This window comes from Streptomyces sp. 2114.4 (assembly GCF_900187385.1).
Classification (GTDB): Bacteria; Actinomycetota; Actinomycetes; order Streptomycetales; family Streptomycetaceae; genus Streptomyces; species Streptomyces mooreae.
In genome coordinates this window covers 3,995,999-4,021,330 of the sequence record NZ_FYEY01000001.1, presented here as the reverse complement: position 1 = coordinate 4,021,330, position 25,332 = coordinate 3,995,999, and the positions used below count along the sequence as shown (strand labels likewise).

Annotated in this window: 26 protein-coding genes; 21 read left to right on the top strand and 5 right to left on the bottom strand. The window is 70.4% G+C overall.

Annotated features, from left to right (window positions below):
* Positions 1-60 precede the first annotated feature (60 nt).
* From CFW40_RS17640 to CFW40_RS17580, 13 genes are all read left to right on the top strand, one after another.
* Positions 61-738: a hypothetical protein gene (locus CFW40_RS17640; RefSeq protein WP_088798808.1), complete on the top strand. Its 678-nt coding sequence runs from the start codon at positions 61-63 to the stop codon at positions 736-738.
* Positions 738-1,418, top strand: coding sequence for a hypothetical protein (locus CFW40_RS17635; protein WP_088798807.1), 681 nt, complete (start codon positions 738-740; stop codon positions 1,416-1,418). Before CFW40_RS17640 ends, CFW40_RS17635 begins: the two co-directional genes overlap by 1 nt.
* The gene (locus tag CFW40_RS17630; RefSeq protein WP_088798806.1) at positions 1,415-2,158 is read left to right on the top strand and encodes an alpha/beta hydrolase; all 744 of its coding nucleotides are present in this window, start codon (positions 1,415-1,417) and stop codon (positions 2,156-2,158) included. The genes CFW40_RS17635 and CFW40_RS17630 overlap by 4 nt, the downstream gene beginning before the upstream one ends.
* Positions 2,155-2,991, top strand: a complete 837-nt coding sequence (locus tag CFW40_RS17625; protein WP_088798805.1) for a methionyl-tRNA formyltransferase — start codon at positions 2,155-2,157, stop codon at positions 2,989-2,991. Before CFW40_RS17630 ends, CFW40_RS17625 begins: the two co-directional genes overlap by 4 nt.
* Positions 2,975-3,979: a nucleoside-diphosphate kinase gene (locus tag CFW40_RS17620; RefSeq protein WP_088798804.1), complete on the top strand. Its 1,005-nt coding sequence runs from the start codon at positions 2,975-2,977 to the stop codon at positions 3,977-3,979. Before CFW40_RS17625 ends, CFW40_RS17620 begins: the two co-directional genes overlap by 17 nt.
* Entirely contained in the window at positions 3,967-5,331 is a 1,365-nt protein-coding gene (locus CFW40_RS17615; RefSeq protein WP_176956471.1) for an aminotransferase class III-fold pyridoxal phosphate-dependent enzyme, read from the top strand. Before CFW40_RS17620 ends, CFW40_RS17615 begins: the two co-directional genes overlap by 13 nt.
* A complete protein-coding gene (locus CFW40_RS17610) occupies positions 5,328-5,510 on the top strand; it encodes a (2Fe-2S)-binding protein (protein WP_088798802.1) in 183 nt (60 codons plus the stop codon). The genes CFW40_RS17615 and CFW40_RS17610 overlap by 4 nt, the downstream gene beginning before the upstream one ends.
* A 72-nt stretch (positions 5,511-5,582) precedes the next feature.
* Positions 5,583-6,542, top strand: coding sequence for an ornithine carbamoyltransferase (locus tag CFW40_RS17605; protein ID WP_176956472.1), 960 nt, complete (start codon positions 5,583-5,585; stop codon positions 6,540-6,542).
* 94 nt (positions 6,543-6,636) lie between these two features.
* Positions 6,637-7,242, top strand: coding sequence for a LysE family translocator (locus CFW40_RS17600; RefSeq protein ID WP_088798801.1), 606 nt, complete (start codon positions 6,637-6,639; stop codon positions 7,240-7,242).
* Positions 7,243-7,327: 85 nt separating this feature from the next.
* Entirely contained in the window at positions 7,328-8,245 is a 918-nt protein-coding gene (locus CFW40_RS17595) for a diiron oxygenase (protein ID WP_088798800.1), read from the top strand.
* Positions 8,246-8,449: 204 nt separating this feature from the next.
* Positions 8,450-9,430 carry a 2,3-diaminopropionate biosynthesis protein SbnA gene (sbnA, locus tag CFW40_RS17590; RefSeq protein ID WP_088798799.1) on the top strand — a complete coding sequence of 327 codons (981 nt, stop codon included), beginning with the start codon at positions 8,450-8,452 and terminating at the stop codon, positions 9,428-9,430.
* A gap of 5 nt (positions 9,431-9,435) precedes the next feature.
* A complete protein-coding gene (sbnB, locus tag CFW40_RS17585; protein ID WP_088798798.1) occupies positions 9,436-10,446 on the top strand; it encodes a 2,3-diaminopropionate biosynthesis protein SbnB in 1,011 nt (336 codons plus the stop codon).
* Between the two features lie 191 nt (positions 10,447-10,637).
* Positions 10,638-11,921, top strand: coding sequence for an MFS transporter (locus tag CFW40_RS17580; protein ID WP_088798797.1), 1,284 nt, complete (start codon positions 10,638-10,640; stop codon positions 11,919-11,921).
* Positions 11,922-12,053: 132 nt separating this feature from the next.
* Here the strand turns inward: CFW40_RS17580 and CFW40_RS17575 are convergent, their stop codons facing one another.
* The gene (locus CFW40_RS17575; protein WP_088798796.1) at positions 12,054-12,767 is read right to left on the bottom strand and encodes a DUF5324 family protein; all 714 of its coding nucleotides are present in this window, start codon (positions 12,765-12,767) and stop codon (positions 12,054-12,056) included.
* 409 nt (positions 12,768-13,176) lie between these two features.
* Here CFW40_RS17575 and CFW40_RS17570 point away from each other — a divergent pair, with 409 nt between their 5' ends.
* The gene (locus tag CFW40_RS17570) at positions 13,177-13,704 is read left to right on the top strand and encodes a peptidylprolyl isomerase (protein WP_088798795.1); all 528 of its coding nucleotides are present in this window, start codon (positions 13,177-13,179) and stop codon (positions 13,702-13,704) included.
* 142 nt (positions 13,705-13,846) lie between these two features.
* Positions 13,847-14,764 carry a rhomboid family intramembrane serine protease gene (locus tag CFW40_RS17565; protein ID WP_088798794.1) on the top strand — a complete coding sequence of 306 codons (918 nt, stop codon included), beginning with the start codon at positions 13,847-13,849 and terminating at the stop codon, positions 14,762-14,764.
* Positions 14,765-14,999: 235 nt separating this feature from the next.
* Here CFW40_RS17565 and crgA read toward each other — a convergent pair whose 3' ends face one another.
* Complete coding sequence (gene crgA, locus CFW40_RS17560; RefSeq protein WP_088798793.1) at positions 15,000-15,257, bottom strand: cell division protein CrgA; 258 nt, start codon at positions 15,255-15,257, stop codon at positions 15,000-15,002.
* 182 nt (positions 15,258-15,439) lie between these two features.
* On the opposite strand from crgA, the gene CFW40_RS17555 reads away from it, so the two are divergent.
* The 6 genes from CFW40_RS17555 (at position 15,440) to CFW40_RS17530 (ending at position 20,187) form a co-directional block, all read left to right on the top strand.
* Complete coding sequence (locus CFW40_RS17555; RefSeq protein ID WP_088798792.1) at positions 15,440-16,201, top strand: DUF881 domain-containing protein; 762 nt, start codon at positions 15,440-15,442, stop codon at positions 16,199-16,201.
* Positions 16,202-16,240: 39 nt separating this feature from the next.
* A complete protein-coding gene (locus CFW40_RS17550; RefSeq protein ID WP_088798791.1) occupies positions 16,241-16,981 on the top strand; it encodes a class E sortase in 741 nt (246 codons plus the stop codon).
* Positions 16,982-17,062: 81 nt separating this feature from the next.
* Positions 17,063-17,239: a hypothetical protein gene (locus CFW40_RS37125; RefSeq protein ID WP_006604449.1), complete on the top strand. Its 177-nt coding sequence runs from the start codon at positions 17,063-17,065 to the stop codon at positions 17,237-17,239.
* Positions 17,236-17,892 (top strand): aminodeoxychorismate/anthranilate synthase component II, encoded by a 657-nt coding sequence (locus CFW40_RS17540; protein ID WP_088798790.1) that lies wholly within the window; start codon positions 17,236-17,238, stop codon positions 17,890-17,892. Before CFW40_RS37125 ends, CFW40_RS17540 begins: the two co-directional genes overlap by 4 nt.
* Entirely contained in the window at positions 17,889-19,421 is a 1,533-nt protein-coding gene (locus CFW40_RS37120) for a class E sortase (protein ID WP_176956473.1), read from the top strand. The genes CFW40_RS17540 and CFW40_RS37120 overlap by 4 nt, the downstream gene beginning before the upstream one ends.
* Positions 19,422-19,446: 25 nt before the next feature.
* On the top strand, positions 19,447-20,187 hold the full coding sequence (locus CFW40_RS17530) for a class E sortase (RefSeq protein ID WP_088798789.1): 741 nt from the start codon (positions 19,447-19,449) through the stop codon (positions 20,185-20,187).
* 148 nt (positions 20,188-20,335) lie between these two features.
* On the opposite strand, the gene pknB is transcribed toward CFW40_RS17530, so the two are convergent.
* From pknB to CFW40_RS17510, 3 genes are all read right to left on the bottom strand, one after another.
* Positions 20,336-22,330, bottom strand: coding sequence for a Stk1 family PASTA domain-containing Ser/Thr kinase (pknB, locus tag CFW40_RS17525; protein ID WP_088798788.1), 1,995 nt, complete (start codon positions 22,328-22,330; stop codon positions 20,336-20,338).
* A 146-nt stretch (positions 22,331-22,476) separates the two neighbouring features.
* Positions 22,477-23,946 carry a penicillin-binding protein 2 gene (locus CFW40_RS17515; RefSeq protein WP_088798787.1) on the bottom strand — a complete coding sequence of 490 codons (1,470 nt, stop codon included), beginning with the start codon at positions 23,944-23,946 and terminating at the stop codon, positions 22,477-22,479.
* Entirely contained in the window at positions 23,943-25,328 is a 1,386-nt protein-coding gene (locus CFW40_RS17510; RefSeq protein ID WP_088798786.1) for an FtsW/RodA/SpoVE family cell cycle protein, read from the bottom strand. Before CFW40_RS17510 ends, CFW40_RS17515 begins: the two co-directional genes overlap by 4 nt.
* Between the last annotated feature and the right edge of the window lie 4 nt (positions 25,329-25,332).

The following is a 25,332-nucleotide window of genomic DNA, read 5'->3' as shown; positions in this document are numbered from 1 at the left end:
CAGGCCGGGCGCCGGCGCTCCCTCGGCACAGCACCCTCACGGCGAACACAGGAGAAAGCGATGCTTGATGAACTGGACCGGCTGACCGTCGACTGGTCGGACCTGCACAAGGCGCGGGCCCAGACCCACGAGATCCTCACGGCCCTCGCCGAGGACAAGCAGACCATGACGCATCTGCTGGAGCGCGCCCGTGAGGAGGAGGACCTTTTCGACAAGTGCGAACACCACCGGCTGCTGGACAAACTGGTGGTCTACGACGCACTGGACCGCGGCTTCCGTATCCGGGTGCACGTCTCCACCGAGGACCACCGGGACCGCCCGCACGACCACCGTTTCACCTTCACCTCCCTCATCCTGCGCGGCCACTACCGCCACGTCCGCCACCAGCTGGTGGGCCGCCCCGAGGGGATCCCGGAGGACGCCCAGGACGACTTCGACGCCCAGGACTCCGACCTGCGGGTGATCCCCCGGTTCGTGACCAACGAGGTCGCCGGCAACTGCTACACGCTGCACCACTCCGAGATCCACACCACCTACACCACCCCCAACACCGTCTCCCTCTTCCTGCGCGGCCCCGCGGAGAAGGAGCGCTCGCTGATCACCGAGCGGGAGACCGGCCGGGTGTGGTGGCGCTTCGGCGAGGACAAGGAGAAGGCCGCCCGCAAGGGCAGCAAGCGCATCAGCAAGGCGTACTACGACGAACTCACCGCGCGGCTGCGGGGAATGGAGGTCCTGTGATGACCAGCGTGACGGCCGACCGCACCCAGGCCGCGGTCTCCCTGATGGAATCCCTGCCGACGGTGCGCTGGGACGACATCGAGTCCGCCGCCGAGGTCACCGAGCGGATCGCCCGCCGCCTCGGTGACGACCCCGAGCTGCTGGGCACCCTCGTCGAGCGGGTCCGGCGCACCCCGGAGCTGCGCGAGAAGTGTGAGTGCCACGCCCTGGACGACAAGATCGTCCTCTGGGACGACCAGGAGAAGGGCCTGCGCATCAGGCTGCGGCTGGCCAACACCGACCAGTACGAGCGGGTGCACAACCACCGCTACAGCTTCACCGCCTACATCCTGCGCGGCGCCTACCGGCACACGCTCTACGCCACCGACCAGCCGCTGGACGAGACGGCCGACGTCAACCGCTTCTGGCCGTACTTCGTGCGCGAGGAGCCCGAGGGCCGCTGCATCACGCTCGACCACGAGCAGCTGCACACCACCATCACCGAGCCCGAGACGATCTCGCTGATGATCCAGAGCCCCGCGCGCAAGGACCGGGCCTTCATGATCCGCCGCTCCGACGGTCAGGTGTGGTACCGGCTGGGCGCCGCCGAGGAGAGCGCACAGCGGCGCCGCGAGGTCCGCATGTCCGACGAGCGGTTCGAGCACTGGGCCGGGCGCCTGCGGGCGATGGGCGTCCTGTGACCGTCCAGGAAGGCGTGCTGCGCTACGGCGACTCGCCGTGGCAGCGGATCGACCTGTACACCCCCGTGCGGGAGCCGGTCCGCGGCGCGGCCGTGATCTTCCACGGCGGGTTCTGGCGGCACGACCGCATCGCCCGCGACCTGGAGCCGCTGGCCGTGGCGCTGGTGCGGCGCGGGTGCGCCACCGCGGCGGTGGAGTACCGCCCGGCCTGGGACGGCGGACAGTGGCCGGCGGCCGCCGAGGACGCCGTCCAGGCGCTGGAGCGGCTGGACGCCGTCGGTGCGCCCTGGCAGGACGCCACGCTGGTGGGGCACTCCGCCGGGGCGCACCTGGCGCTGGCCGCCGTCGCCGGGCGGGGCGCCGGCCGGCGCGCGGTCCTGCTGGCACCCGTCGTGGACCTGGCGCACACCCTCGCGACCGGGACCGGCGGGCCGGCCGTCGGCCACTTCCTCGCCGGACACCTGGCGGCCGGCGGCACCGCCGACGAGGCGACCCCCCGGCCCTCGCGGGCCGACCTGGCGTCGCTGACCGTCGTCGAGGCGGCCTGTGACCAGGCGGTACCCAGTGAACTGACGGAGTATCAGCTCAAGGGGTGGCGGGACGGCGGACTCGCCGTGGACCATCACACCGTTCCCGGCGCCCGCCATATGCACCTGGTCAACCCGGACCGGGACGGCTGCGCCGCGGTACTGGCGCTGCTGGCCGGTGACCCGGCGGCCGCCGAGGGGAGCGCGTCATGACCGGGGCGGCGCGCCGGGCGCGGGTGCTCGGCCCGTCCGGGCCCGGACGCCCGCTGCGGATCGGCGTGCTGGCCTCGGCGACCGGCGGGAACCTGCGCACGCTGCTGTCCCTGCAGCACACCGCGCCGGACCGCTTCCAGGTCTGCCTGGTCGCCTCCCACGGCACGCGGGTCGCGGCGCTGGACGTGGCGCGCGAGGCCGGTGTGGAGGCGTGGACCGGCGACTTCGACGCACACTGCGGCTCGGCGTCGCAGGCGGCCGCCGAGGGCCCGGACGCCGTACGCCGCTACCGCGAACGGGCCCGCTCCTGGCACGACGGGCTCAACTCCCGTATGGCGAGCTGGGAGGCGGACAACGGCCCGCTGGACCTGGTGGTCCTGGCGTACCACCGCTGGATCGAGGGGGCGCTGCTGGACCGCTACGCCCACCGGATGATCAACCAGCATCCGGGCGACCTGAGCGTGCTGGCGGACGACGGCAGCCGGGCGCTGACCGGCAAGGACCCGGTCCGGCTCGCCATGAGCCGGGGGCACCGCGCGACCCGGACGTCCTGCTTCCTCGTCGACGGGACCCACGACGGGGGCGCCGTGCTGTGCACGGGGCCGCCGGTGCCGGTCGGCGACCGCCGCCCCACCGCCGAGGACGCCTGGCAGCAGGAACTGCTCCAGAAACAACGGAGCGACCGCCCCTGCCTGGAGTGGACGGTGCGCGCCTTCGCCGCCGGGCGCCTGGCCGTGGACGGCGCCCGGCACGCCGACGGCAGCCGGGTGGTGCTGGTCGACGGGGAGGTCACCCCGCTCGGAGGAAAGAGACTCGATGACACTGACGACTGACGCGGTATGCCGCTCGGCGGTCGCGGCCGACGCGCTCGGCGCGCTGACGGCCGACCCCGACAAGCGCGAGCTGTACCGCTACGACACCTACGCCCGCGAGGGACTGGACTCCTTCGCCGCGATGGGGGCGCTGGAACGCTCCCGGGGCGTGACGTTCGTCGCGCTCAAGCCCGACGCGGTCGCCGGGCGGCGCTGCCGGCAGCTCCTGGACGTGCTGTACGAGGAGGGCTGGTTCCCGCTGGCGGCGACCACGGTGCGCTTTGATCCGCTGCTGACCCGGGAGCTGTGGCGCTACCAGTTCAACGCCGCCTCGCAGCAGCGCATCGCGGTCGTCGACCACCTGCTCGGCTCGGGCCCCGCCCTCCTGGTGCTGCTCGGCGACGCCCGGCGCCCCGCGTGGATGCCCGCCAGCGTCCGGCTGACGGCCGCCAAGGGCAGCGCGGACCCCGAGGCCGCGCGCGGCCGCGATCTGCGGACCCGCATCGGGCGGGTGAACGGCCTGTTCAACTTCATGCACACCGCGGACGACCCGGCCGACGTCGTCCGCGAGCTGCAGCTGTTCTCCTACCAGACCGGCTGGCAGTGGTGCCGCGAGGCGCTGACCTGTGATGTCCCCGGGCAGCCGCCCGAGCCCGGCAGCGGCCCCGCGCACGAGCTGCTGCCCCAGCTGGAGGCCGCCATCCCCCAGCACGACCTGGACCTGGCCCGGTCCCTGCGCCGCCTGGAGCGCGGCACCGACGCCTGGGCCGAACTGGCCACCACCGCCGCCGCACCCGAGCACATCGGCGCCTGGCTGGCGGAACTGGCCCGCACCCCGCTCCCGTACGGCAGCGCGCGCTGGGACGTGCTGTCGGTGGTCACCGGCTGGATCGACTGCAACGAACCGGGCGTGGCACCCCTGCTGCCCACGTCGTCGGCAGCCGCCTGGGAGCCCGCCGCACCCGGCGAGAACCCGACCGCGAAGGAGGCCGAACGGTGCCTGTCCTGAACACCGGCGCGCAGCGCACGCAGATACCGCCCTTCGCGGGCGCGGGCAACCTGATCTACCGCTCCGCGCAGGTCCCCCGCTTCGTTGGCGGCCAGGGCTGTTTCCTCACAGCGGCCGACGGACGGCGGTATCTGGACGCCGAGGCCGCCAACGGAACCCTCTCCTGGGGATACGACAACGAGCTGCTGCGCGAGGCGCTGAACCGCTGCATGGAGCTGCCGGCCCTCCCGTCGTTCTGCGAGTCGGAGCTGCGCCTGAGCGTCCTGGAGCGCATCGAGCGGCTGTGCTCCGAGGCCGTCGGGGCGCCGGGCCGGGTCGAGCTGGACCTGGGCGGCGCCCAGGGCATGGAGACCGCGCTGCGCATCGCCTTCAGCAACAACGGGCCCGGCACGGTCGTGGTCTTCGAGGGCGCCTTCCACGGCCGCTCCGGGGTGACCAGCATGCTCAGCAGCAGCCCGCGCTACCGCGAACTGCTCGCCGCCTGGGGCCTGGAGGTCGTACGGCTGCCCAGCCCCGACTGCCTGCGCTGCCCGCACGCCGGGCCCGCCGGCGGCTGCTCCGGCGGCTGCACGCAGGCCGTGGCCCGCTGGGGCTCGGAGCTCAGCGGGGTCGGCGGCCGCCACCACGGCCGCAAGGTCTCCGCCTTCGTCTTCGAATCCGTGCAGAACGTGGGCGGCATGGTGACGCCCGACCCCGCGCTGCTGCGCGCGGCCGTCGACCACGCCCGTGCCCAGGGCGCCGTGATCATCGCCGACGAGATCTTCACGGGCATGCACCGGGTCGGCCCCCGCTGGGGATTCCAGCGCGCGGGCGTCAGGCCGGACGTCATCGTGACGAGCAAGGCGCTCACCAACGGCGCGGCCGCGCTGAGCGCCGTGTGGGCCCGCGAACCGCTGGCCGACCCCGAGCACTACCCGCCGGGCAGCCACTCCTCCACCTTCGTCGGGATCCCGCACGCGCTCGCCGTGACGGAGACCGTGCTGGACCGCTGGGAGGCGTGGAAGGACGTGGACAAGGACGTCCTCGCCCTGGAGGACGGTCTGCGCACCCGGCTGCGGCAGCTCGCGGACCGGTACCCCCACCTCATCAGCCGGACCGATGCCATGGGAGCCACCGCGCGGATCGTGCTGAGCGGCCACCACGCCGCCCGCATCCGGGAGTTGGGTGCTCACGTCCACCCCGACTACGGCCTGCTCGTGGCCTCGACCGGGATGGCACCGGACGTCCTCAACATCCACCCGCCGCTGGTGACCGGCGAGGCCGAGCTCGACCTGCTCGCCGGGATCCTGGATCTGGCCTTCGGCGCGCTGGACCGGGAGACCGCTCACGGCCCGGGGAACGGCACGCCATGACCGACGAATCCGACCCCCTGATCTGTATGTGCGCCCATGTCAGGGAGAGCGAGATCCTCGCCGCGGCCGGCCGCGGCTGCCGCGACCTGGCGGCCGTGCGCGAGGAGACCTCGGCCAACACCGGCTGCGGGGACTGCGCCGAGGACGTCGAGGAACTTCTGGCGTACGCCGCGCCCTGACCCGCGCCCCGCACCGCTTCACCGGGGCCCACCCGGTCCCGCCGGACACCACCCTCCGAAGGAAGAGCACCGATGACTGAACTCATGACGGGACTGCCGCCCGTGACCCCGGAACAGGGCGTGTTCTCCCTGGGCGAGCTGTCCCGGGACGAGGTGCACCAACTGGTCCGCCGCGGTGCCGACTTCTACCGGGACATCGGCGCGCACCGCAGCCCGCTGAGCGGCCGGGTGGCCGGCATCCTCTTCACCAAGACCTCGACCCGCACCCGTACGGCGTTCACCACCGCCGCCCTCCGCCTGGGCGCCTCCCCGGTCACCTTCGGCCCCCACGACCTGCAGACCAACACCGGCGAGTCGATCACCGACACCGGCCGCATCCTGGGCAGCATGCTGGACCTGCTGGTCGCCAGGACGGCCGGCCCGCTGGACGAGCTGCGCGAGATCTCCCGGCACGGCGGCATCCCGGTGGTCAACGCGATGGCGGCGGAGGAGCACCCGACGCAGGGGATCTGCGATCTGGCGACGATCAGCATGTGCCGGGGCGGGGTGGACGGCGCGCGCATCGTCTACCTCGGCGAGGGCAACAACACCGCCACCGCCCTCGCGCAGGGCATCGCCCATTTCTCCGGCTGCCAGGTCACCTTCGCCACCCCCGAGGGGTACGGTCTGCCGGCCGCGGCCCTGGAGTCCGCCGCCAAGAGGGCGGCCCAGCACGGCACCACGCTCACCCAGGTGCACTCGACCGACGAACTCCCCGACGAGGCCGACTTCGTCTACACCACCCGCTGGCAGACCACGGGAACCGCCAAGCCGGACGCCGACTGGCGGGAGAAATTCCTGCCGTTCTACGTCGACGAGGCCCTGATGGACCGCTGGCCGCAGGCCCGGTTCCTGCACGACCTGCCCGCTCACCGCGGCGAGGAGGTGGCCGGCAGCGTGCTCGACGGCGACCGGTCCGTGGCCTGGGGGCAGGCCCGGATGAAGCTCACCAGCGCCATGTCCACGCTGGAATGGCTGGCGGACCGGCTCTGACCGGCGCCCGCCACCCGGCCGGCGCCTGTCACCCGGCGCCGGCCGCCCCGAGTACCACAGCACGTGAGCACAGAGAACAGGAAGAACCTCCCGGATGACCAACTTCATCGGATACATCGCCGTGGCCGGACTGATCGTCGTGTCCCCCGGCGCGGACACTCTGGTGGTCATCAGAAACGCCCTGCACGGCGGCGCCAGGGCCGCCGTGCAGACCGCCGCGGGGGTGTGCACCGGACTGGTCGCCTGGGCGGTGGCATCGGTGGCGGGGCTCTCGGCCGTGCTGGCCGCCTCGCCCGCCCTCTTCACCGCCATCAAGATCGCCGGAGCCGCCTACCTGGTCTTCCTGGGCATCCGCGCCATCGCCTCGGCCCGCAGACCGCTCGGCGACGTGGACACCCCCACCCGGCTGAACTGGCGTCAAGGGGCGGTCACCAGCCTGGGCAACCCCAAGGTCGGCGTCTTCTACACCTCGTTCCTGCCGCAGTTCATCCCGGCCGGAAACGGCTCCCTGCCCGTCTCCCTCACCCTGGCCGGCATCCACATCGCCCTCAGCTTCCTGTGTCTGTGCGGCTATGCGCTGCTGGTGCTGCGGCTCGGAAACATCTTCAAGCGGGACGGCTGGCGCCGCGCGCTGGAGACCGTGGGCGGCGGGGCACTGTGCGCCATCGGCACCTGGCTGGTGGTCTCGGCCATGGCCTAGTACCGCAGCAGCCCCTGGCCGCTGCCCCGGCCGGCGCGGCACCCACCCCTGACAGGAACGACCTGCAGGAACGAGAGGAACGTCCATGAAGTCCCCGCTGAACCAGTGGTACGAGAAGGCAGGGGTCCGAAGAGACCCGCGGCGCGTCATAGGCCAGGACCTGGAATCGGGAAAGACGCTCTTCCCGGAGGCGATGATCCCGTACCTGGACCATCCGCTGGTGCGGGCCCTGGGGCCCGACGAGCGCTTCCGCATCGTCGCCCGGCACCTCTACCAGTACCTCCACTTCACCATGCACTTCGAGACGAGCGTGGTGAACCGCGCCACCGAGCGCATCGCCAACGGCACCTCGGGCCTGGGGGTGACGACCGGGATGCGGCTGGACGCGTACAAGATCTACTGCGACGAGGCGTACCACGCCCTGTACAGCCTCGACATCATCGACCAGGTGCGCGGCGCCACCGATATCGACGTGCCCGCTTACGACTTCATGCCCTTCCTGAGCCAGCTGGACGGCATCGGCGCACAGGTCATGCCGGGCGAGCCCCTGCTGAGCCAGCTGCTGCAGGTCGTCGTCTTCGAAACGCTGGTCACCTCCATCCTCAAGGACGTCCCCAAGGACCCCCTGGTCGTGACCACCGTGCGGGACGTGGTGCGCGATCACGCCGAGGACGAGGGCAGGCACCACGCCTACTTCTCCGGGTTCTTCAAGGAGCTGTGGACCGACCTGGATCCGGCCCTGCGCGAGCGCTCCGCCCGCTGTCTGCCGGAACTGGTCCTGCGCAGTCTGGCTCCCGACCTGGCGCCGGTGCGCAACTCGCTGCGCCTGGCGGGCCTGGACAAGGACGGTGTGGAGCAGGTCGTCGCCGATGCGTACGCGCCCGTGCAGGTCCGCGAGCAGATCCGCCACTCGGCCCGGCACACCGTCCGGCTCTTCGAGTCGGTGGGCGTGCTGGAGATGCCGGGCGCCGAGGAGGCCTTCGCGGCGGCGGGCCTGGTCTGACCGGGTCAGGATCCCCCCACGAGGTCCGGAAGTGTGTGGTACCACCAAATCCATGTCGCACCACGGGAATTGCCGTGTCAGCGCCGCCCGCCCCGCCCCACCCGGGCCGGGTATCCGCCGCCGGGACACCGGTGAACCGACTGCCCCTGATCGCGTCCGGCCCGCGGTGTGCGAGCAGCCCACTTCGTGGAGCAGGAGTAATCCGTGATACTCGATCACGCTTATGAAGTCATCACCGATGACATCTTTCTACGCCTCGGTGATCTGGTGCCGGGCAGCGAAGTCTTCCTGAAACTGGAAGGGTTGAACCCTGCCGGGTCCATCAAACTGAAGGCGGCCGTCAGCATGGTCGAGGACGCCGAGGGCGCGGGAGAGGTGCTGCCGGGCGGCCGGCTCATCGAGTCCTCGTCCGGGAGCCTCGGGATCGCGCTGGCGCTGGTGGCCACCGCCAAGGGGTACTCCTTCACCTGCGTCACCGACCCGAACACCTCGCCCCACAGCACCGCTCTGATGCGCGCCCTGGGCGCGGAGGTGGTCCAGGTGAGCCACCGCGATGCCAACGGCGGATTCCTCGGGACGAGGATCGCCTACATCCGTGAACGGCTGGCCGCGGAGCCGGACCTGGTCTGGCTGAACCAGTACGCCAATCCCGCCAACCCCCGCGCCCACGAGACACACACCGCCACCGCGATCCTCAGCGAAATCGCCCGCGTGGACCATCTCTTCGTCGGCGCCGGTACCTCGGGGACCCTGATGGGATGCCTGGCGCACTTCCGCAAGCACTCTCCGGCCACGCAGATCATCGCCGTCGACTCCGAGGGCTCCGTGACCTTCGGCCATCCGGCGGGGCCCCGCCACATTCCCGGGCTGGGCACCAGCAGAAGGCCGGAGATCTGCCACCCTCAGGCGCCCGACAAGATCATTCTGGTGCCCGAGGCCGAGGCCGTACGCACCTGCCGTGCCTTCGCCCGGCGGGGGATCTTCGTCGGCGGCTCCACCGGTTCCGTGCTGGCCGCGGTGGCGCGCATGGCCCCGGACATCCCCGAGAACTCCCGGGTGGTGGCGCTCTCGCCGGACCTCGGGGACCGCTATGCACAGACCGTTTACAACGATGACTGGGTGGCCCGTACCTTCGGGCCCGAAGCACTATCGGCCGGCGAACTCGTCGGCCAGGCAGGGAGATGAGCCGAGTGTTCTCGTTCCACGTGGTGCCCGGTGCGGAGGCCCGCCGCATCATTGCCCGCTCCCGGACGGACATCATCCGTCAGGTGCGGGAGACCTACCTGACGCACCATGAAGGCCGGACGGTCAACCCGAACAGTTACTTCCTGCGGTTCCCGGAGAAGCCGAGCTCCCGGATCATCGCCCTGCCCGCTTACGTGGGCGGCGAGCAGCAAGTGGCAGGCATCAAGTGGATCTCCAGCTTCCCGGAGAACGTCTCCCGCAATGTGCCCCGGGCGTCCGCCGCGCTGCTGTTGAACGACTACGAGACCGGTTACCCCTTCGCCTGCCTCGAGGCGTCGCAGATCAGCGCCGCGCGGACGGCGGCCTCGGCCGTCATCGGCGCCGAGGCGCTGCAGGGCACCGCCGAGGCCGGGAAGATCGCCGTGGTGGGCGCCGGCATCATCGCCCGCAACATCGTCGAGTTCTTCCACGCCGCCGGCTGGAAGACCGGCTGGTTCGCCCTCCACGACGCGGTTGTGGAGTACGCCGCCAAGCTCGCCGGCTTCATCGGGGAACTCGGCGGGACGGCGTCCGTGGAGGAGGAGCTGGCCGCGGCGGTCGACGGCGCGGACCTCGTGGTCTTCGCGACCACCGCCGGGGAGCCCTACGTCCTCGAGGAGTCGGCCTTCGCGCCGGGTCAGAACGTGCTCAACATCTCGCTGCGCGACATCGGTCCGGACATCATCGCGGGCTCCCACAACATCCTGGACGACATCGACCACTGCCTCACCGCGAACACCTCTCCCCACCTGGCACAGCAGAAGTTCGGGCATCACGACTTCATCGACGGCACGCTCGCCGGTGTGCTGACCGGTGAGGTGCACCTCGGCCACGACAAGCCCAGGATCTTCTCGCCCTTCGGCCTCGGGGTGCTCGATCTCGCGGTCGGCATGCATGTGTACACGTCCGCGAAGGAAGCCTCTTCAGCAGTGGAGATCCCCGACTTCTTCGGTGAGACCGAACGGTGGTCCCGCTAGCCGCCGGCAGCCCGTCGGCGGCCCGTCGGCAGACGGCAGTCCGTCAGCAACTGCCGGCGGTCCGGTGGTCCGTCAGCAGTCCGTCCCGTTCAGCAGATCACGGACGTTCCCCCTCAGGAGGCAGAAGGAATGAGAGCGAACGAGGCCGGCGAACCGCGCCGCACGCCCCCCGCCACCACAGCGGGTATCCGATGACGGCGCAGCACGAGGACGCCGGGACGGACGCGGCAGCCCCGTCCGCGTCCACCGGCGCGCCCGCCGCCCGCCGCAGGGGCCTGTCCGTCTTCTGGCGCTACTGGACCGCGTCCACGGTCAGCCAGGCGGGTGACGCGGTCACCACCGTCGCCCTGCCGCTGCTGGCCGTGGGGGCGCTGCAGGCCTCGGCGTTCGAGGTGAGCCTGCTGCCGGCCGCCCAGTACGCCGCCTGGATCGCGATCGGCCTGCCGGCCGGCGTCATCGTGCAGCGCCTCCCGCTGCGCGGCACCCAGGTGGTGATGGACCTCCTCCGGGCGGCCGCCATCGCCTCGGTGCCGGTGGCCTACGCGCTGGGCGTCCTGCACCTGGCGCAGCTCGTCGTCGTCGCGCTGGTCATCGGCCTGGCGACGGTGGTCTTCGACGTCGGCAACTCGACGTTCCTCCCCACGATCGTCAGCAAGGACGAGCTGACCGCGCGCAACAGCCTCTCCTCCGCCTCCACTTCGGCGACCCAGCTCGGCGGTCCCTCGCTCGGCGGCGTGCTCGTGCAGTTCTGCGGTGCGGCCCTGAGCCTCGTCGTCGACGCCGTCAGCTACCTGGTCTCGGCCCTGCTCCTGTGGAGCCTGCCCAGGGCCGCCCCTCCCAAGGCGCCGGCGGAGCGTGAGTCGACCGTGGCGCTGATCAAGGAGGGCTGGCGTTTCGTGGCCCACCACACGGTGATCCGTCCCTGTGCGGCGGCCGCGACCCTGACCAATTTCATCCTCGGCGGCCTCATGGCGCTGACGCCCGTCTTCCTCGTGCGGACGCTGCACGCCCCCGCGAGCCTCGTCGGACTCCTGATCGCCGCCGAGGGCCTGGGCAGCCTGGTCGGGGCGACGCTCACCACCCGCCTCGTGAACCGGCTGGGCAGCGCCCGCACCCTGGTGTTCGGCACGTTCGCCGGCGCGGCGTGCGCCCTCCTGATGCCGCTGGCGCAGGCGGGCTGGGGCCTGCTCCTCTTCGCCCTGGGCAGCATGGGCTTCGGGGCCGCGGCGGTGGTCATGAGCATCCTCACCCGTACCCACCGGCAGACGGTGACCCCCCTCGAACTGCTGCCCCGTGTCATGGCCACCGTGCGCTTCATCTCCTGGGGAGCCATCCCCGTCGGCGCGCTGGTGGCCGGCGGCGCGGCCACCGCACTGGGCAACCGGGGCGCCGTCTGGGTGATGTGCGCGCTGGCCTTCCTGGCGCCGCTGGCCTTGTGGAGCAGCCCCATCCGGCGGATGCGCGACCTGGCCTGACGGCCCCGGCCGGAGCCGGACACCCGGTGCACGGCGTACGCCAACGGGCCGTGTCCCGCCGCCTGTACGGGGCGGGACACGGCCCGTTGAGGTGCCCGGTGAGGTGCCCGTGGCCGGTGGTCGGCCGGTGCGTCAGGCCGTGGTGCCGCCGCCGTGTTCGTCGGCCTCGGCCTGCTTGGCCTGGATCTCCGGGTCGAGCGAGGCGCCCTCGCTGCCGTCGACCGAGCTCAGCCGTTCGCGGTCGCTGACCTCGGTGGGGGCCGGCGGCTCGACCAGCCAGTCCGGGTTGGCCTGCTTGTCCCACCACTTCCAGGCGGCGACCGCGCCGCCGGCCAGGATGCCCAGCACGGTGAGGCGCTTGGCGAGCTTGCCGCACTTGGCCCGCCGGCTGTGTTTCTTCTGGAGCTTGGCGATCTCGGCCGCCGTCACCTGGCCGCGGAGGGCGGCGAGCGCGGCGGTGCCGCGGGCGAGGGCTTCGTCGCGTACCGGTTCGGCCGCGGCGCGCGCGTGGGTCACGGCGTTCTCCAGCCGGGGCGCCGTGTAATCGGCCGCCTGGCGGGCCGCCTTGCGGGTCCGGCAGGCCGCCCGGGTCGCCGCCGCGTCCACCTTGGGCGGCAGGCTGCCACGGGCGTGCTCGATACGCGGGTGCAGATGGGTGTCGTACTGCGTACGTGCCTGGTGGGCGGCCTCGGCCACCTTGGGAGCCGCTCGCGTCCGGGCCTCGTGAGCGAAGTGCACGGCGGCGTCCTTGGCCGTACCGGCATAAGGAGCTACCACCTCCGCGGCGTGCCGCACGCTGTCCTTGGCCGTACCGGTCGCGGCGCGCACGCTGTCCTTGCGGGTCACGGGATCCTCCTCCTCGGTGGCGTATCCGGGGCTTGGGGGCTGTTCCCCCGTGTCTGCTGTATCGCCTGTCCACCCGTTTGAAGATCATGCCCGCTCATGCGTCGTACGGCATGTGCGAGCGGGCATCCGGGTCATTGCAGACTTTCCGGAGCCTTGTGGACGACAATGCCACGATTTCCCGCTCCGGGCGGTGGAAATCCGTACGAAGAGCATCAGCGGCGGCGGCCACGCGGCGCGCACGCCGCGGCGCGAGGGGCGTGCAGGGGCGTGGCGGTGCCATGGCGGGGCCCGTGGCGGGGCGGGGGCGAAACGCGGCGCGGAGCTCGGCGAGCGGCCGCGGTCGGGCCCTGGGAGGGCCGGTCCGTGCGAGGATCGGGAACCGTCAGCGAAGACTTATGGAAGGTAGATCGTGGCTGAGCAGCTCTACGCCACCCTGAAGACCAACCAGGGCGACATCGAGATTCGGCTCCTGCCGAACCATGCCCCCAAAACGGTCAAGAACTTCGTCGAGCTCGCCAAGGGCGAGCGGGAGTGGACCCACCCGGCGACCGGCAAGAAGTCCACGGACCGGCTGTACGACGGCACCGTCTTCCACCGGGTGATCAGCGGTTTCATGATCCAGGGCGGCGACCCGCTGGGCAACGGCACCGGTGGCCCCGGTTACGAGTTCGGGGACGAGTTCCACCCCGACCTGGCCTTCAACAAGCCGTACCTGCTGGCCATGGCCAACGCCGGTCCGGGCACCAACGGCTCGCAGTTCTTCATCACCGTCGGCGCGACGGCGTGGCTGACCGGCAAGCACACCATCTTCGGTGAGGTCAGCAACGAGGCGAGCAAGAAGGTCGTCGACGCCATCGCCGGCACCCAGACCAACCCGAGCACCGACCGTCCCGTCAAGGACGTCGTCATCGAGTCGGTGGTCGTCGAGACCCGCTGAGCCGCGTTGCGCCCCGGCCGGGTCCGGGGAACCATTGCGCCCCGCCCGGTCGTACATCAGGCGGGGCGCGAGGCTCGTCCGGAACGGGGCCGGGCGGGGTGACGCGTGAACGCGCCCGGACGGAGAAGAGGACGAGGGACGGATGACCCAGGTGCCAGGCAGCCCGCACACGCCGCAGGACGCGCAGGGCGACGACGGCCTGCCCGGCTGCTCCCGCCACCCCGACCGCCCGACCGGCGTCCGCTGCACCCGCTGTGAGCAGCCGATATGCCCGGAGTGCATGGTCAGCGCCTCGGTCGGCTTCCAGTGCCCGTCCTGTGTCCGCACCGGCAGCGGCACCGGCCACCCGCCGGGGGCGACGGCTCCGCGCACCCTCGCGGGCAGCACCCTCGCGGCCGATCCGCGGCTGATCACCAAGATCCTGCTGGGCCTGAACGCCGCGGTCTTCCTCGCCGTCCTGCTGAACGGCGGCGAAACGGGCTGGCTGCTCAGCCGCCTCGACCTGGTGGGGCTCGCCGCCGACCCGGGGCAGTTCCGGCTGGTCGGGGTCGCGGAAGGCCAGTGGTACCGCCTGCTGACCGCGATGTTCCTGCACGCGCAGATCGCCCACTTCGCGTTCAACATGCTCTCGCTGTGGTGGCTGGGACCTCCGCTGGAGGCAGCGCTCGGCCGACTGCGGTTCACCGCGCTCTATCTGCTCGCCGGCCTGGGCGGCAGCGCCCTGTCGTATCTCCTCGCCGCGCAGAACCAGCCCTCGCTGGGTGCGTCCGGCGCGATCTTCGGGCTGCTCGGGGCGACCGCGGTGCTGCTGCGGCGGCTGAACTACGACATGAAGCCGGTGCTGATCCTGCTCGGCCTCAACCTGGCCTTCACGTTCCTGTGGCCGAACATCTCCTGGCAGGCCCATGTCGGCGGCCTGGTGGTGGGCGCCGCGGTGGCGTTCGGGATCGTGCACGCGCCGCGGCACCGCCGGACCCTGGTGCACCTCGCGACCTGCCTGGCCGCCCTGCTCGCGATCATCGCGGTGGTGTGGGTACGGACCCTTCAGCTGCTGGGCTGACGGGCCCGTCCCGGCACGTTGTCCACAGTGCGTGGCCGATCTTGTGCATGCTGTGCGAAATCCTTGTCCCGGTCCGCCTGACCTGCGTTTCCCCAGTAAGGATGCGGGGAGACGCAGGCCGGGGGAGGGTGCCGCCGATCACACCGGCGTCAACCCTCGGAAGGTTATCCACAGATCTTCTGAAGTTTTCCCCGGCTGTGGATAACCGTGTGGATGGCCTTGGGCAGGGCTTGCGCTACTTCCACTGCGTGGATACGCCGAAGCCCACCGCGATGAAGCCGAAGCCGCACACGATGTTCCAGTTGCCCATGGCGCCGATCGGCAGATCGCCCTCGGACACGTAGAACATCACGATCCACACCAGCCCGATGAGGAACATCGCCAGCATCAGTGGCGCCACCCAACCGCGCCCTGAGTTCATCTTCAGGTTGGTGGTCTTCGCCGGCGGCGGCGTGAAGTCGTCCTTCTTCTTGCGGATCCGTGACTTCGGCACGAGGAACTCTCCTGTCGATGCGCTGCTCCCCCGCTCTCTGCTTGGCGCCGGCGGGCGGTGCCCCCATCCGCGGGGAGGGTACGAGGGGTGCGCCGGGGCACGGACGCGGTGGGGAGCGGATTCCTTTTCCCGGGCGTCCGTTAGCGTAGTGCTTCCGCGGCGCCGTAAGGAGTAAGGGTACGTTGAGCAATTCCGCTGACTCCCCCCACCGCCCCCGCCTGCGGCCCGTGCGGTTCCTCACCCTCATCGTGTTCGCACTCGCCGGGCTGCTGTTCTGGCTGAGCTTCGACACCGCACGGGGCACCAACCTGCGCTCGGACGACTCGATGCTGCGGATGTCCGACCTGATCCAGGAGCGCAGCCACAAGAACGGCGCCCAGGACGACCGCAACGCCACCCTGCGCGAGGAGGTCGACGCCCTCGCCCGGCGCGACAACGGCAACTCCCGGGCCGAGGAGGCCAAGGTCAAGGCGCTGGAGAAGAACGCCGGCACCAAGCCGCTCAAGGGCCAGGGCGTGACGGTCACCCTGACCGACGCCCCGCCGAACGCCACCGCCAAGATCCCCGGGGTGCCCCAGCCGCAGCCCAACGACCTGGTCATCCACCAGCAGGACCTGCAGGCCGTGGTGAACGCCCTGTGGCAGGGCGGCGCCAAGGGCATCAGGGTCATGGACCAGCGGCTGATCTCCACCAGCGCGGTGCGCTGCGTCGGCAACACCCTGATCCTCCAGGGCCGCGTTTACTCCCCGCCGTACAAGGTCACCGCCATCGGCGACCGCGAAGCCCTCACCAACGCGCTGACCGCCTCCCCCGCCATCCAGAACTACCTCCAGTACGTGAACGCCTACGGCCTGGGCTGGAAAGTCGACCAGCACGACGCGGTGACTCTTCCCGGCTACTCCGGCACAGTGGATCTGCACTACGCACAGCCTGTGAAGCCGTAGCCCGCACGCCGCGGGGCGGCGGGAGGGGCGGGGGGCCGGATGACGCTGCGGGGCCGGACGGCGGTGCGGTGGATCGCGTGGACGCTCAGCGAAATCTGCGTCACCGCCGGCGCGCTGATCGTGCTGTTCGTGATCTACGTTCTCTTCTGGACCGGCGTACGGGCCGACAGCGCCATGGCCGGCGAGATCGGCAAGCTCCGGCACCAGTGGTCCACGGCCCCGGTCACCGGATCCGGCAGCACACCGGCTCCCGACGCGAAGCCGGCCCCTGGCGGCACCCCCGCCCCCGGCACGCGGCCCCGCCGCTACGCACCGGGCGCTTCCTTCGCCGTGATGTACCTCCCGCGCCTGGGCGCCGACTGGGCCAAGCCCGTCCTCGAAGGCACCGCGCCCGACGTCCTCCAGCGCGGCCTGGGACATTACGACCGCACCGCGCACCTCGGGGAGACCGGCAACTTCTCCGTCGCCGGCCACCGCCGCACGTACGGCGACCCTTTCAAGGACTTCCCCCGGCTGCGCCCCGGTGACGCCGTGGTGCTCACCGACGGCGCGACCTGGTACACCTACCGCATCGACCGCCGGCCCTATACGACGCTGCCCGGCGACATCGGGGTGATCGACCCCGTACCGCCGAAGTCCGGATTCCACGGCCCCGGCCGCTATCTCACGCTCACGACCTGCGAGCCGGAATGGGGCCACAGCCACCGGCTGATCGCCTGGGGACACCTCGATTCCACCCAACCCGTGGCACAGGGAAGGCCATCGGCTTTGACCGGCTGACCCACCTGTGCCCGCCCTCGCCCCTTACTCTGGTGTCGCAATCGTCATCGTCATCGGCATCGGCAAGGGGACAGCGACAGCATGTACGGCTGGATCTGGCGGCATCTGCCGGGCAACACCTGGGTGAAGGCACTGATTTCCCTGGTGCTCGCGCTGGCGGTCGTTTTCGTACTCTTCCAGTACGTCTTTCCGTGGGCGGAGCCGCTGCTCCCCTTCAATGACGTCACTGTCGACCAAGGGATGGCAGCCGTCCGATGACCGCACGGATTCTCGTCGTCGACAACTACGACAGCTTCGTCTTCAACCTCGTCCAGTACCTCTACCAACTGGGTGCCGAATGCGAGGTGCTGCGCAACGACGAGGTCGAGCCGCGGCATGCGCGGGACGGCTTCGACGGCGTGCTGCTGTCCCCCGGCCCCGGTACCCCCGAGCAGGCCGGCGTCTGCGTCGACATGGTCCGGCACTGCGCGGACACCGGCGTCCCGGTCTTCGGTGTGTGCCTGGGCATGCAGTCGATGGCGGTCGCGTACGGCGGTGTGGTGGACCGGGCGCCCGAGCTGCTGCACGGCAAGACCTCGCCCGTCCTCCACGAGGGCGCCGGGGTCTTCGCCGGCCTGCCCTCCCCGTTCACCGCCACCCGCTACCACTCCCTCGCCGTCGAGCCCGACACCATCCCCGAGGAACTGCTCGTCACCTCCTGGACGGAGGCCGAGGAGGTCCCCGGCGGGCGGATCGTGATGGGTCTGCGGCACCGTGAACTACCGGTCGAGGGCGTGCAGTTCCACCCCGAGTCGGTGCTGACGGAGTGGGGGCACCGGATGCTGGCCAACTGGCTCGTCGAATGCGGCGACGAGGGGGCGGTGGAGCGCTCCACGGGGCTGGCCCCGGTGGTCGGCAAGGCCGGCGCGTGACCGACCCACGCCCCGAGCGTGAAGGGAGGTCCTACGAGCCGGACGGTGCGCAGCGGCCGTACGGGCCGCAGCAGTCATACGGGCCGCAGGAACCGCAGGGATCACCGGATCCGTACGGGTACCCCGATGCGTTCGAGGCGGCGGTGGAGCAGCTCGACGACCCGCTGAACGATCCCCTGCCGGGCCAGGTGGCACCACCGGCTCCCGCGCCCGCTCCGTACGGACAGCCGGGCCGGGGGCGACGGCGGGGCAAGGCGGCTCAGGAGGGCGGGGGCCAGGGCTCACCGTGGTTCCGCCCGCACCTGGAGCCGGAGAGGCCGTCCCGGGCGGACGGGCAGGGCCACGGCGCCGAGACAGCCCCCTACGGCCAGGAAGCCGGCCCCGGCTACGCCGCCCGCCCCGCGGCGACCGACTCGATATCCCGGCCGTATGCCCCACCGGAGACTCCGGTACCGCCCGCTCCCGCGCCCGCGCCCGCCGCGCGGCCCGGCCCAGCCGTCAGCTCCACGCCGGCCGCGCGCCCCGCGACGGCCGCCGCCCCACCATGGCAGGGCGACAACGAGACCATGGCGCTGCGTCAGGCGGAGAAGCCCGGCGCGGGGTCCGTTTCACGTGAAACGGACACCGCGGTTTCACGTGAAACCGAGACCTCGGCATCCACCGTGGCGTCGACTCCGGCATCCGGCGGCCGGGCGGCCCGGCGGAAGGCCGCTCAGGAGGCCGCCAAGCGCGGAGGGCGGCGCGGGCGCCACAGCGGCGCGGCCGCCGCCACATCAGCCGCCGCGACCGCCTCTGAGGCGGCGCCCGCCGCCATGTCCCGGCTGGAGGCCCGGCAGGCCGCGCGCGCCGCCAAGGACAGCCCCAGCCTGATCGCCAGCCGCGCGCTGGGCGAAGTGTTCATCACCCTCGGCGTGCTGATGCTGCTGTTCGTCACCTATCAGCTCTGGTGGACGAATGTGAGGGCCGAAGAGGAGGCGGGCGGCGCCGCCACCAACCTGCAGCACGAGTGGGACAAGGGCGGCGGCGAGAAGAAGAATCTCGCGGACGGTGAGCGCTTCGGGATCATGTACATCCCGAAGCTGGATGTGAAGGCCCCGATAGCCGAGGGCATCGACAAGCACCGCGTGTTGGACCACGGCATGGTCGGTCACTACGACAAGAGCAGCGGGATCAAGACGGCGATGCCCTGGGACAAGAAGGGCAACTTCGCGGTGGCGGCGCATCGCAACACGCACGGCGAGCCGTTCCGCTACGTCAACAAGCTCACCAAGGGCGACAAGATCATCGTCGAGACGAAGAGCTCGTACTACACCTACGAGATGGAGAGCATCCTCCCGCAGACCTCTCCGAGCAACACCAGTGTGATCGGCCCCGTGCCGCCCGGGTCGGGATTCACCGGACCCGGCCGCTACATCACCCTGACGACCTGTACCCCGGAATTCACCAGTACCTATCGGATGATCGTCTGGGGCAAGATGGTCGACGAGCGGCCGCGGAGCAAGGGCAAACCGGATGCGCTCGCCGGCTGAGTGAACACAAGAGGGGTGCTGCGCGGTGACTGCAACCGGAACCGACGAGGATTGCCAGCGGTCCGCGCCACCACCCGAGCCGCGCCGGGTGCTCCGGGCCATCGCCGCCGTCGTCAGCGTCATCGGTGAGCTGCTGATCACGGCCGGGGTCATCCTGGGCCTCTTCGTCGCCTACTCGCTGTGGTGGACCAATGTCCTCGCCGACCGCGCCGCGCACCAGCAGGGCGACCAGGTCCGCAAGCACTGGGCGAGCAACGGCCCCAAGGGCCCGGGGAAGCTGGACACCAAGGACGGCATCGGCTTTCTGCACGTACCGGCGATGGACAACGGCGAGGTCCTGGTCAAGAAGGGCACCGACTCCGAAATCCTGAACGAGGGCGTGGCCGGTTACTACACCAAGCCGGTCAAGTCGGAGCTGCCGGAGGACAAGAAGGGCAACTTCACCCTCGCCGCGCACCGTGACGGCCACGGCGCGAAGTTCCACAACATCGACAAGCTCAAGGACGGCGACCCGATCGTCTTCGAGACGAAGGACACCTGGTACGTCTACAAGGTGTTCGCGACACTGCCCGAGACCTCGAAGTACAACGTGGACGTCCTCGACGACATCCCGAAGGAATCCGGCAAGCACAAGGCGGGCCGCTTCATCACCCTCACGACCTGCACCCCGGTCTACACCTCGAATTACCGCTTCATCGTCTGGGGCGAGCTGGAACGCACCGAGAAGGTCGACGCGGACCGCACACCCCCCAAGGAACTCCGCTAGCCGGGCCAGGGCAGGTCCGGCCCGGCCCCACGCGCCCGAGAACCCGCCCGACGCCCGCGCGGCACCCTGTGTGCGGTGCGGACAACGAAGAAGCCCCGGCACCCTTCCCAGGGTGCCGGGGCTCCGTGCTTCCTCGTCGCAGGGACCGCTAGTGGTTGCCTCCGAACGCTCCGCCGAAGATGCCGCCACCGCCGTCATCACCGCCGTTGCCGCCACCGCCGATGGTGGTCAGCGTCACGGTGGTGGTCTTGGGATCGGACGGCGTGTTGGCCGGCGGGTCCTGGCTGATGACGCGGGCGTTGTCGTCCTGCTGACTGCCGCCGGCGAGCGCGACGTTGGTGAAGCCGGCCTGCTGAAGCGCCTTCTTCGCATCCTTCAGCTTCTGGCCGACCACACCCGGAACCGGTGTCTGAGCACCCGCCTTGCCGACCGTGAGGGTCACGGTGGAGTTCACCTTGGCGTTGGTGTTGCCCGCCGGGCTCTGGTCGAGCACCTTGCCGACCTGGTTGGGGTCGGGGGTTTCCTGCTCGCTCTTGGCGACGTCGAAGCCCAGGTCCTGCAGCTGCTTCTGGGCCGCGGCGAAGTCCTGCCCCTTGACATCAGGGACCTGCTTCTTCGGGCTCTCCGTGGCGATGGACAGCGTGATCTTCGCGTTCTTGGTCCGCTGCGAGTTCGCCTTCGGGTCCTGATCCGCGACGATGCCGGGCTCACGGTCGGAGATCACGGGCTTGCTCTCGACCTTGGTGAAGCCCTTTTCCTCGAGCTCCTTGCGTGCCTGGTCCTCGGTCAGACCCGTGACGCTGGGCACCGAGATCTTCTCCTGGCCCGTGCACAGCGTGACGGTGACGGTTTCGTTCTTGTCGATCTCTTTGCCGGGCTTCGGACTCTGCTCGGTGACCTGGCCCTTCTTGACGTTGTCACAGGCCTTGCTGCCCCCCTCGGCGACCTTGAAGCTGCCGTTCCTGCCGAACGACTTGGCTTCCTGGAGGGTCTTGCCGACGAGGTTGGGCACCGGCGTCTTGCCGCCCGGGCTCTTGCCGGTGAACATCGCCTTGCCGATGAAGATCGCACCGACCAGGACGAGGACGGCCGCCAGCACCAGCAGGATCGTCGAGGTGTTGCTCTTCTTCTGGCCGCCACCACGGCGCCGGTCGCCGCGGTCGTCGTAGCCGTAGCCCCCGTCGTCCGGGTTCATCGGCGGCAGCATGGAGGTCTGGCCGGCCGGGTCCTGCGGCCGCAGCATGGTGGTCGGCTGGTCCTGGTCGTAGCCGCCCGCGCCCATGCCGGAGCTCGCCGCCACCGGCTGTCCGTCCAGCGCCGCCTCGATGTCGGCCCGCATCTCGTCGGCCGACTGGTAGCGGTAGTCGGGGTCCTTGACCAGCGCCTTCAGGACGATGGCGTCCATCTCCGGCGTGATCTCGGGGTCGAAGTTGCTGGGCTTCTGGGGCTCCTCGCGGACATGCTGGTAGGCCACCGCGACCGGTGAGTCACCGACGAACGGCGGCCGGACGGTCAGCAGCTCGTAGAGCAGACAGCCGGTGGAGTACAGGTCGGAGCGGGCGTCGACCTGCTCGCCCTTGGCCTGCTCGGGGGAGAGGTACTGCGCCGTGCCGATGACCGCCGCGGTCTGCGTCATCGTCATACCGGCATCGCCCATGGCCCGGGCGATGCCGAAGTCCATGACCTTGACCTGGCCGGTGCGCGTCAGCATGACGTTGGCCGGCTTGATGTCGCGGTGGACGATGCCGGCCCGGTGGGAGTACTCCAGCGCCTGGAGGACACCGGTGGTCATCTCCAGCGACCGCTCGGGCAGCAGCTTTCTTCCGGAGTGCAGAAGCTCACGCAGCGTGGAGCCGTCGACGTACTCCATGACGATGTACGGGATCGAGACACCGTCGACGTAGTCCTCGCCGGTGTCGTAGACCGCGACGATCGACGGGTGGTTCAGCGAGGCGGCCGACTGGGCCTCACGGCGGAACCGGGCCTGGAAGGACGGGTCACGGGCGAGGTCCACCCGCAGCGTCTTCACAGCTACGGTGCGGCCCAGGCGGGTGTCATGCGCGAGGTACACCTCGGCCATGCCACCGCGGCCGAGCACCGAGCCCAGCTCGTACCGGCCGCCGAGGCGACGCGGCTCTTCCATAAGCTTCTCCAGCCCTCTCCGTCAGTCCCGACCGCACCGGTGTGTGGTCCGGCGGTGTGCTGTCCGGGCATACCGTACCCGGCACGCCGTACCGGACCGGGCCGGTGCCGCAACCTGATACGTGACCGGTATTGGCATGACCCGCGTCACTTCTCGCCTTCGAGTACCGCCTGCATGACGCGCTTCGCGATCGGAGCGGCAAGCTTTCCGCCGGCGATGTCGCCGCGAAGAGTGTCGGATCCCTCAATGACGACCGCGACCGCGACGGGGGTGCCCTTGTCGGTCTTCGCGTAGGAAATGAACCAGGCGTACGGATTGTCCTTGTTGTTCTCGCCGTGCTGGGCGGTACCGGTCTTTCCGCCGACGATGACGCCCGGGATCTGGGCGTTGGTTCCCGTGCCCTGCTTGACCACGGTCTCCATGATGCTCTGCACCTTCTGGGCGTTCTCCGCGCTCAGCGGCCGGCTCATCTCCTGCGGCGTGTGCTTCTGGACCACATTGAGGTTCGGCGCGACCAGCTGGTCGACCATGTACGGCTTCATCAGCTTGCCGCCGTTGGCGACCGCCGAGGCGACCATGGCCATCTGCAGCGGGGTGGCGCGGTTGGAGGCCTGGCCGATGCCCGCCATGGCGTTCTGCGGCCGGTTGTCCGTGGGGTAGATGCTCTCCGAGGCGCGGACCGGAGTGTTGATCCCCGGGTCGTTGAAGCCGAACTTCTCCGCCTCGGCCTTCATCTTCTTGTTGCCGAGGTCCGCGCTGATCTTGCCGAACACCGTGTTGCAGGACCAGCGCAGCGCCTCCCGCAGGGTGGCGTTCTCGCAGGGGATGTTGCCCTCGTTCTTCAGCGGGAGGCCCGAGGTGTCGGGGAGCGTGTAGGGCAGCGGCGACCTGGTCTTGGTGTCGACGTCCGTGTAGAGGCCGTCCTGCAGCGCGGCCGAGGCCGTGACGACCTTGAAGGTGGAGCCGGGCGGGTAGGTCTGGCGCAGCGCCCGGTTGAGCATCGGCTCGTCGGGGTCGCTCTTCTTCTGCAGCGCGTTGTACGCCTCGGCGTCCTTGTTGCTCATCCCCGCGAAGGTGGACGGGTCGTACGACGGGGTACTGGCCAGCGCCAGGATCGCGCCGGTCTCCGGGTTGATCGCGGCGACCGCGCCCTTCTGCTTGCCCAGGCCGTCGTAGGCGGCCTTCTGGGCCTTGGCGTCGAGGGTGGTCACCACGTTGCCGCCCTTCTGCTTGCTGCCGGTGAACATGTCGACCGTGCGGCTGAAGAAGAGCCTGTCGTCGGTGCCGCTGAGGATGCCGTCGTTCAGCTTCTCGAGCTGGTTGGCGTCGAAGGCCTGCGAGGCGTAGCCGGTGACCGGCGCCCACATCTTGCCGTTCTTGTACGTGCGCTTGTACTTGAAGTCGCCGCTGTCGGTGGTCGTGGAGCCGGTGATCGCCTTGCCGTCGACGATGATGTTGCCGCGCGGCGTGCTGTAGCGCTCGATGGCGACCCGGCGGTTGTGCGGGTCGTTCTTGAGCGCGTCACCCTCGACGAACTGCACCCAGTTGACGCGGACGAGCAGAGCGAGGACGAGCAGGCCGCAGAAGATCGCGACCCGGCGCAGGGGCTTGTTCACGGGTGGACCACCTGGGTCATCTCGGCGTCGGTGGACGGGGCGGGAGCCGGCGCCGGACGGCGCGCGGTGTCGCTGATCCGGAGCAGGATCGCGACCAGTGCCCAGTTGGCGATCACGGACGAGCCACCCTGGGCGAGGAACGGCATCGTCATACCCGTCAGGGGGATCAGGCCGGTCACACCGCCGGCGACGACGAAGACCTGCAGCGCGAAGGCGCCGGACAGGCCGATCGACAGCAGCTTGCCGAACGGGTCGCGGGCCGCCAGCGCCGTGCGGATACCGCGCTCGATCAGCAGGCCGTACAGCAGCAGGATGGCCATCAGCCCGGCCAGGCCGACCTCCTCGCCGACCGTGGCGAGAATGTAGTCACTCTTCGGCGCGATTCCCAGGATGAGGCGGGAGTAGCCCTGTCCCAGACCGGAGCCGAGGATGCCGCCGGAGCCGAAGGAGTACATGGCCTGGGCGGTTTCGGTGACACCGCCGTTGGCCAGCTCCAGCGGGTTGAGCCAGTTGTGGACACGGGTCTGGACGTGCGACTCGAACGTCGCCACCGCGACCGCGCCGCCGGCGCTGAGCAGCAGACCGAACACGATCCAGCTGGTGCGCTCGGTGGCCACGTACAGCATCACGACGAACAGGCCGAAGAACAGCAGCGAGGTACCCAGGTCGGTCTCGAAGACCAGGATCATCAGGCTGAGCGCCCAGATGACGAGAATGGGGCCGAGGTCACGGCCGCGGGGGAGGTAGAGCCCCATGAAGCGGCGGCTGGCCAGCGCCAGCGCATCGCGCTTCACCATCAGGTAGCCGGCGAAGAAGATCGCAATGATGATCTTCGCGAACTCACCGGGCTGCAGCGAGCCGAGCCCCGGAATCGTGATCCAGATCTTCGCGCCGTTCACACCGGGGAAGAACACCGGCGCGACCAGCAGGACCAGCGCCACCACCATCGAGATGTAGGTGTAGCGCTGCAGGACACGGTGGTCCTTGAGGAAGATCAGGATGGCGAGGAAGAAGGCGACACCGAGCGTCGACCACATCAGCTGGTTGGGCGCCATCGCCTTGCCCAGCGAGGGCTCCTGGTCCAGCCGCCAGATGAAGATCAGTCCCAGCCCGTTGAGCAGGGTGGCGATGGGCAGCATCAGCGGGTCCGCGTACGGCGCCCACTTGCGGACGACGAGATGCGCGACGCCCGCCAGCAGGCCCAGGCCCAGGCTGTAGCCCAGCACGCCGGCCGGCACCGAACCGTCCTTCGCCAGACCGACGTTGACGTACGCGAACACCGGAATCAGCACCGCGAAGACGAGCATCGCCAGCTCGGTGTTGCGGCGGCTCGGGGCTCCGATGGTGCCGATGGTGGTGGTGTTGGTGGTGCTGCTGCTCATGAGA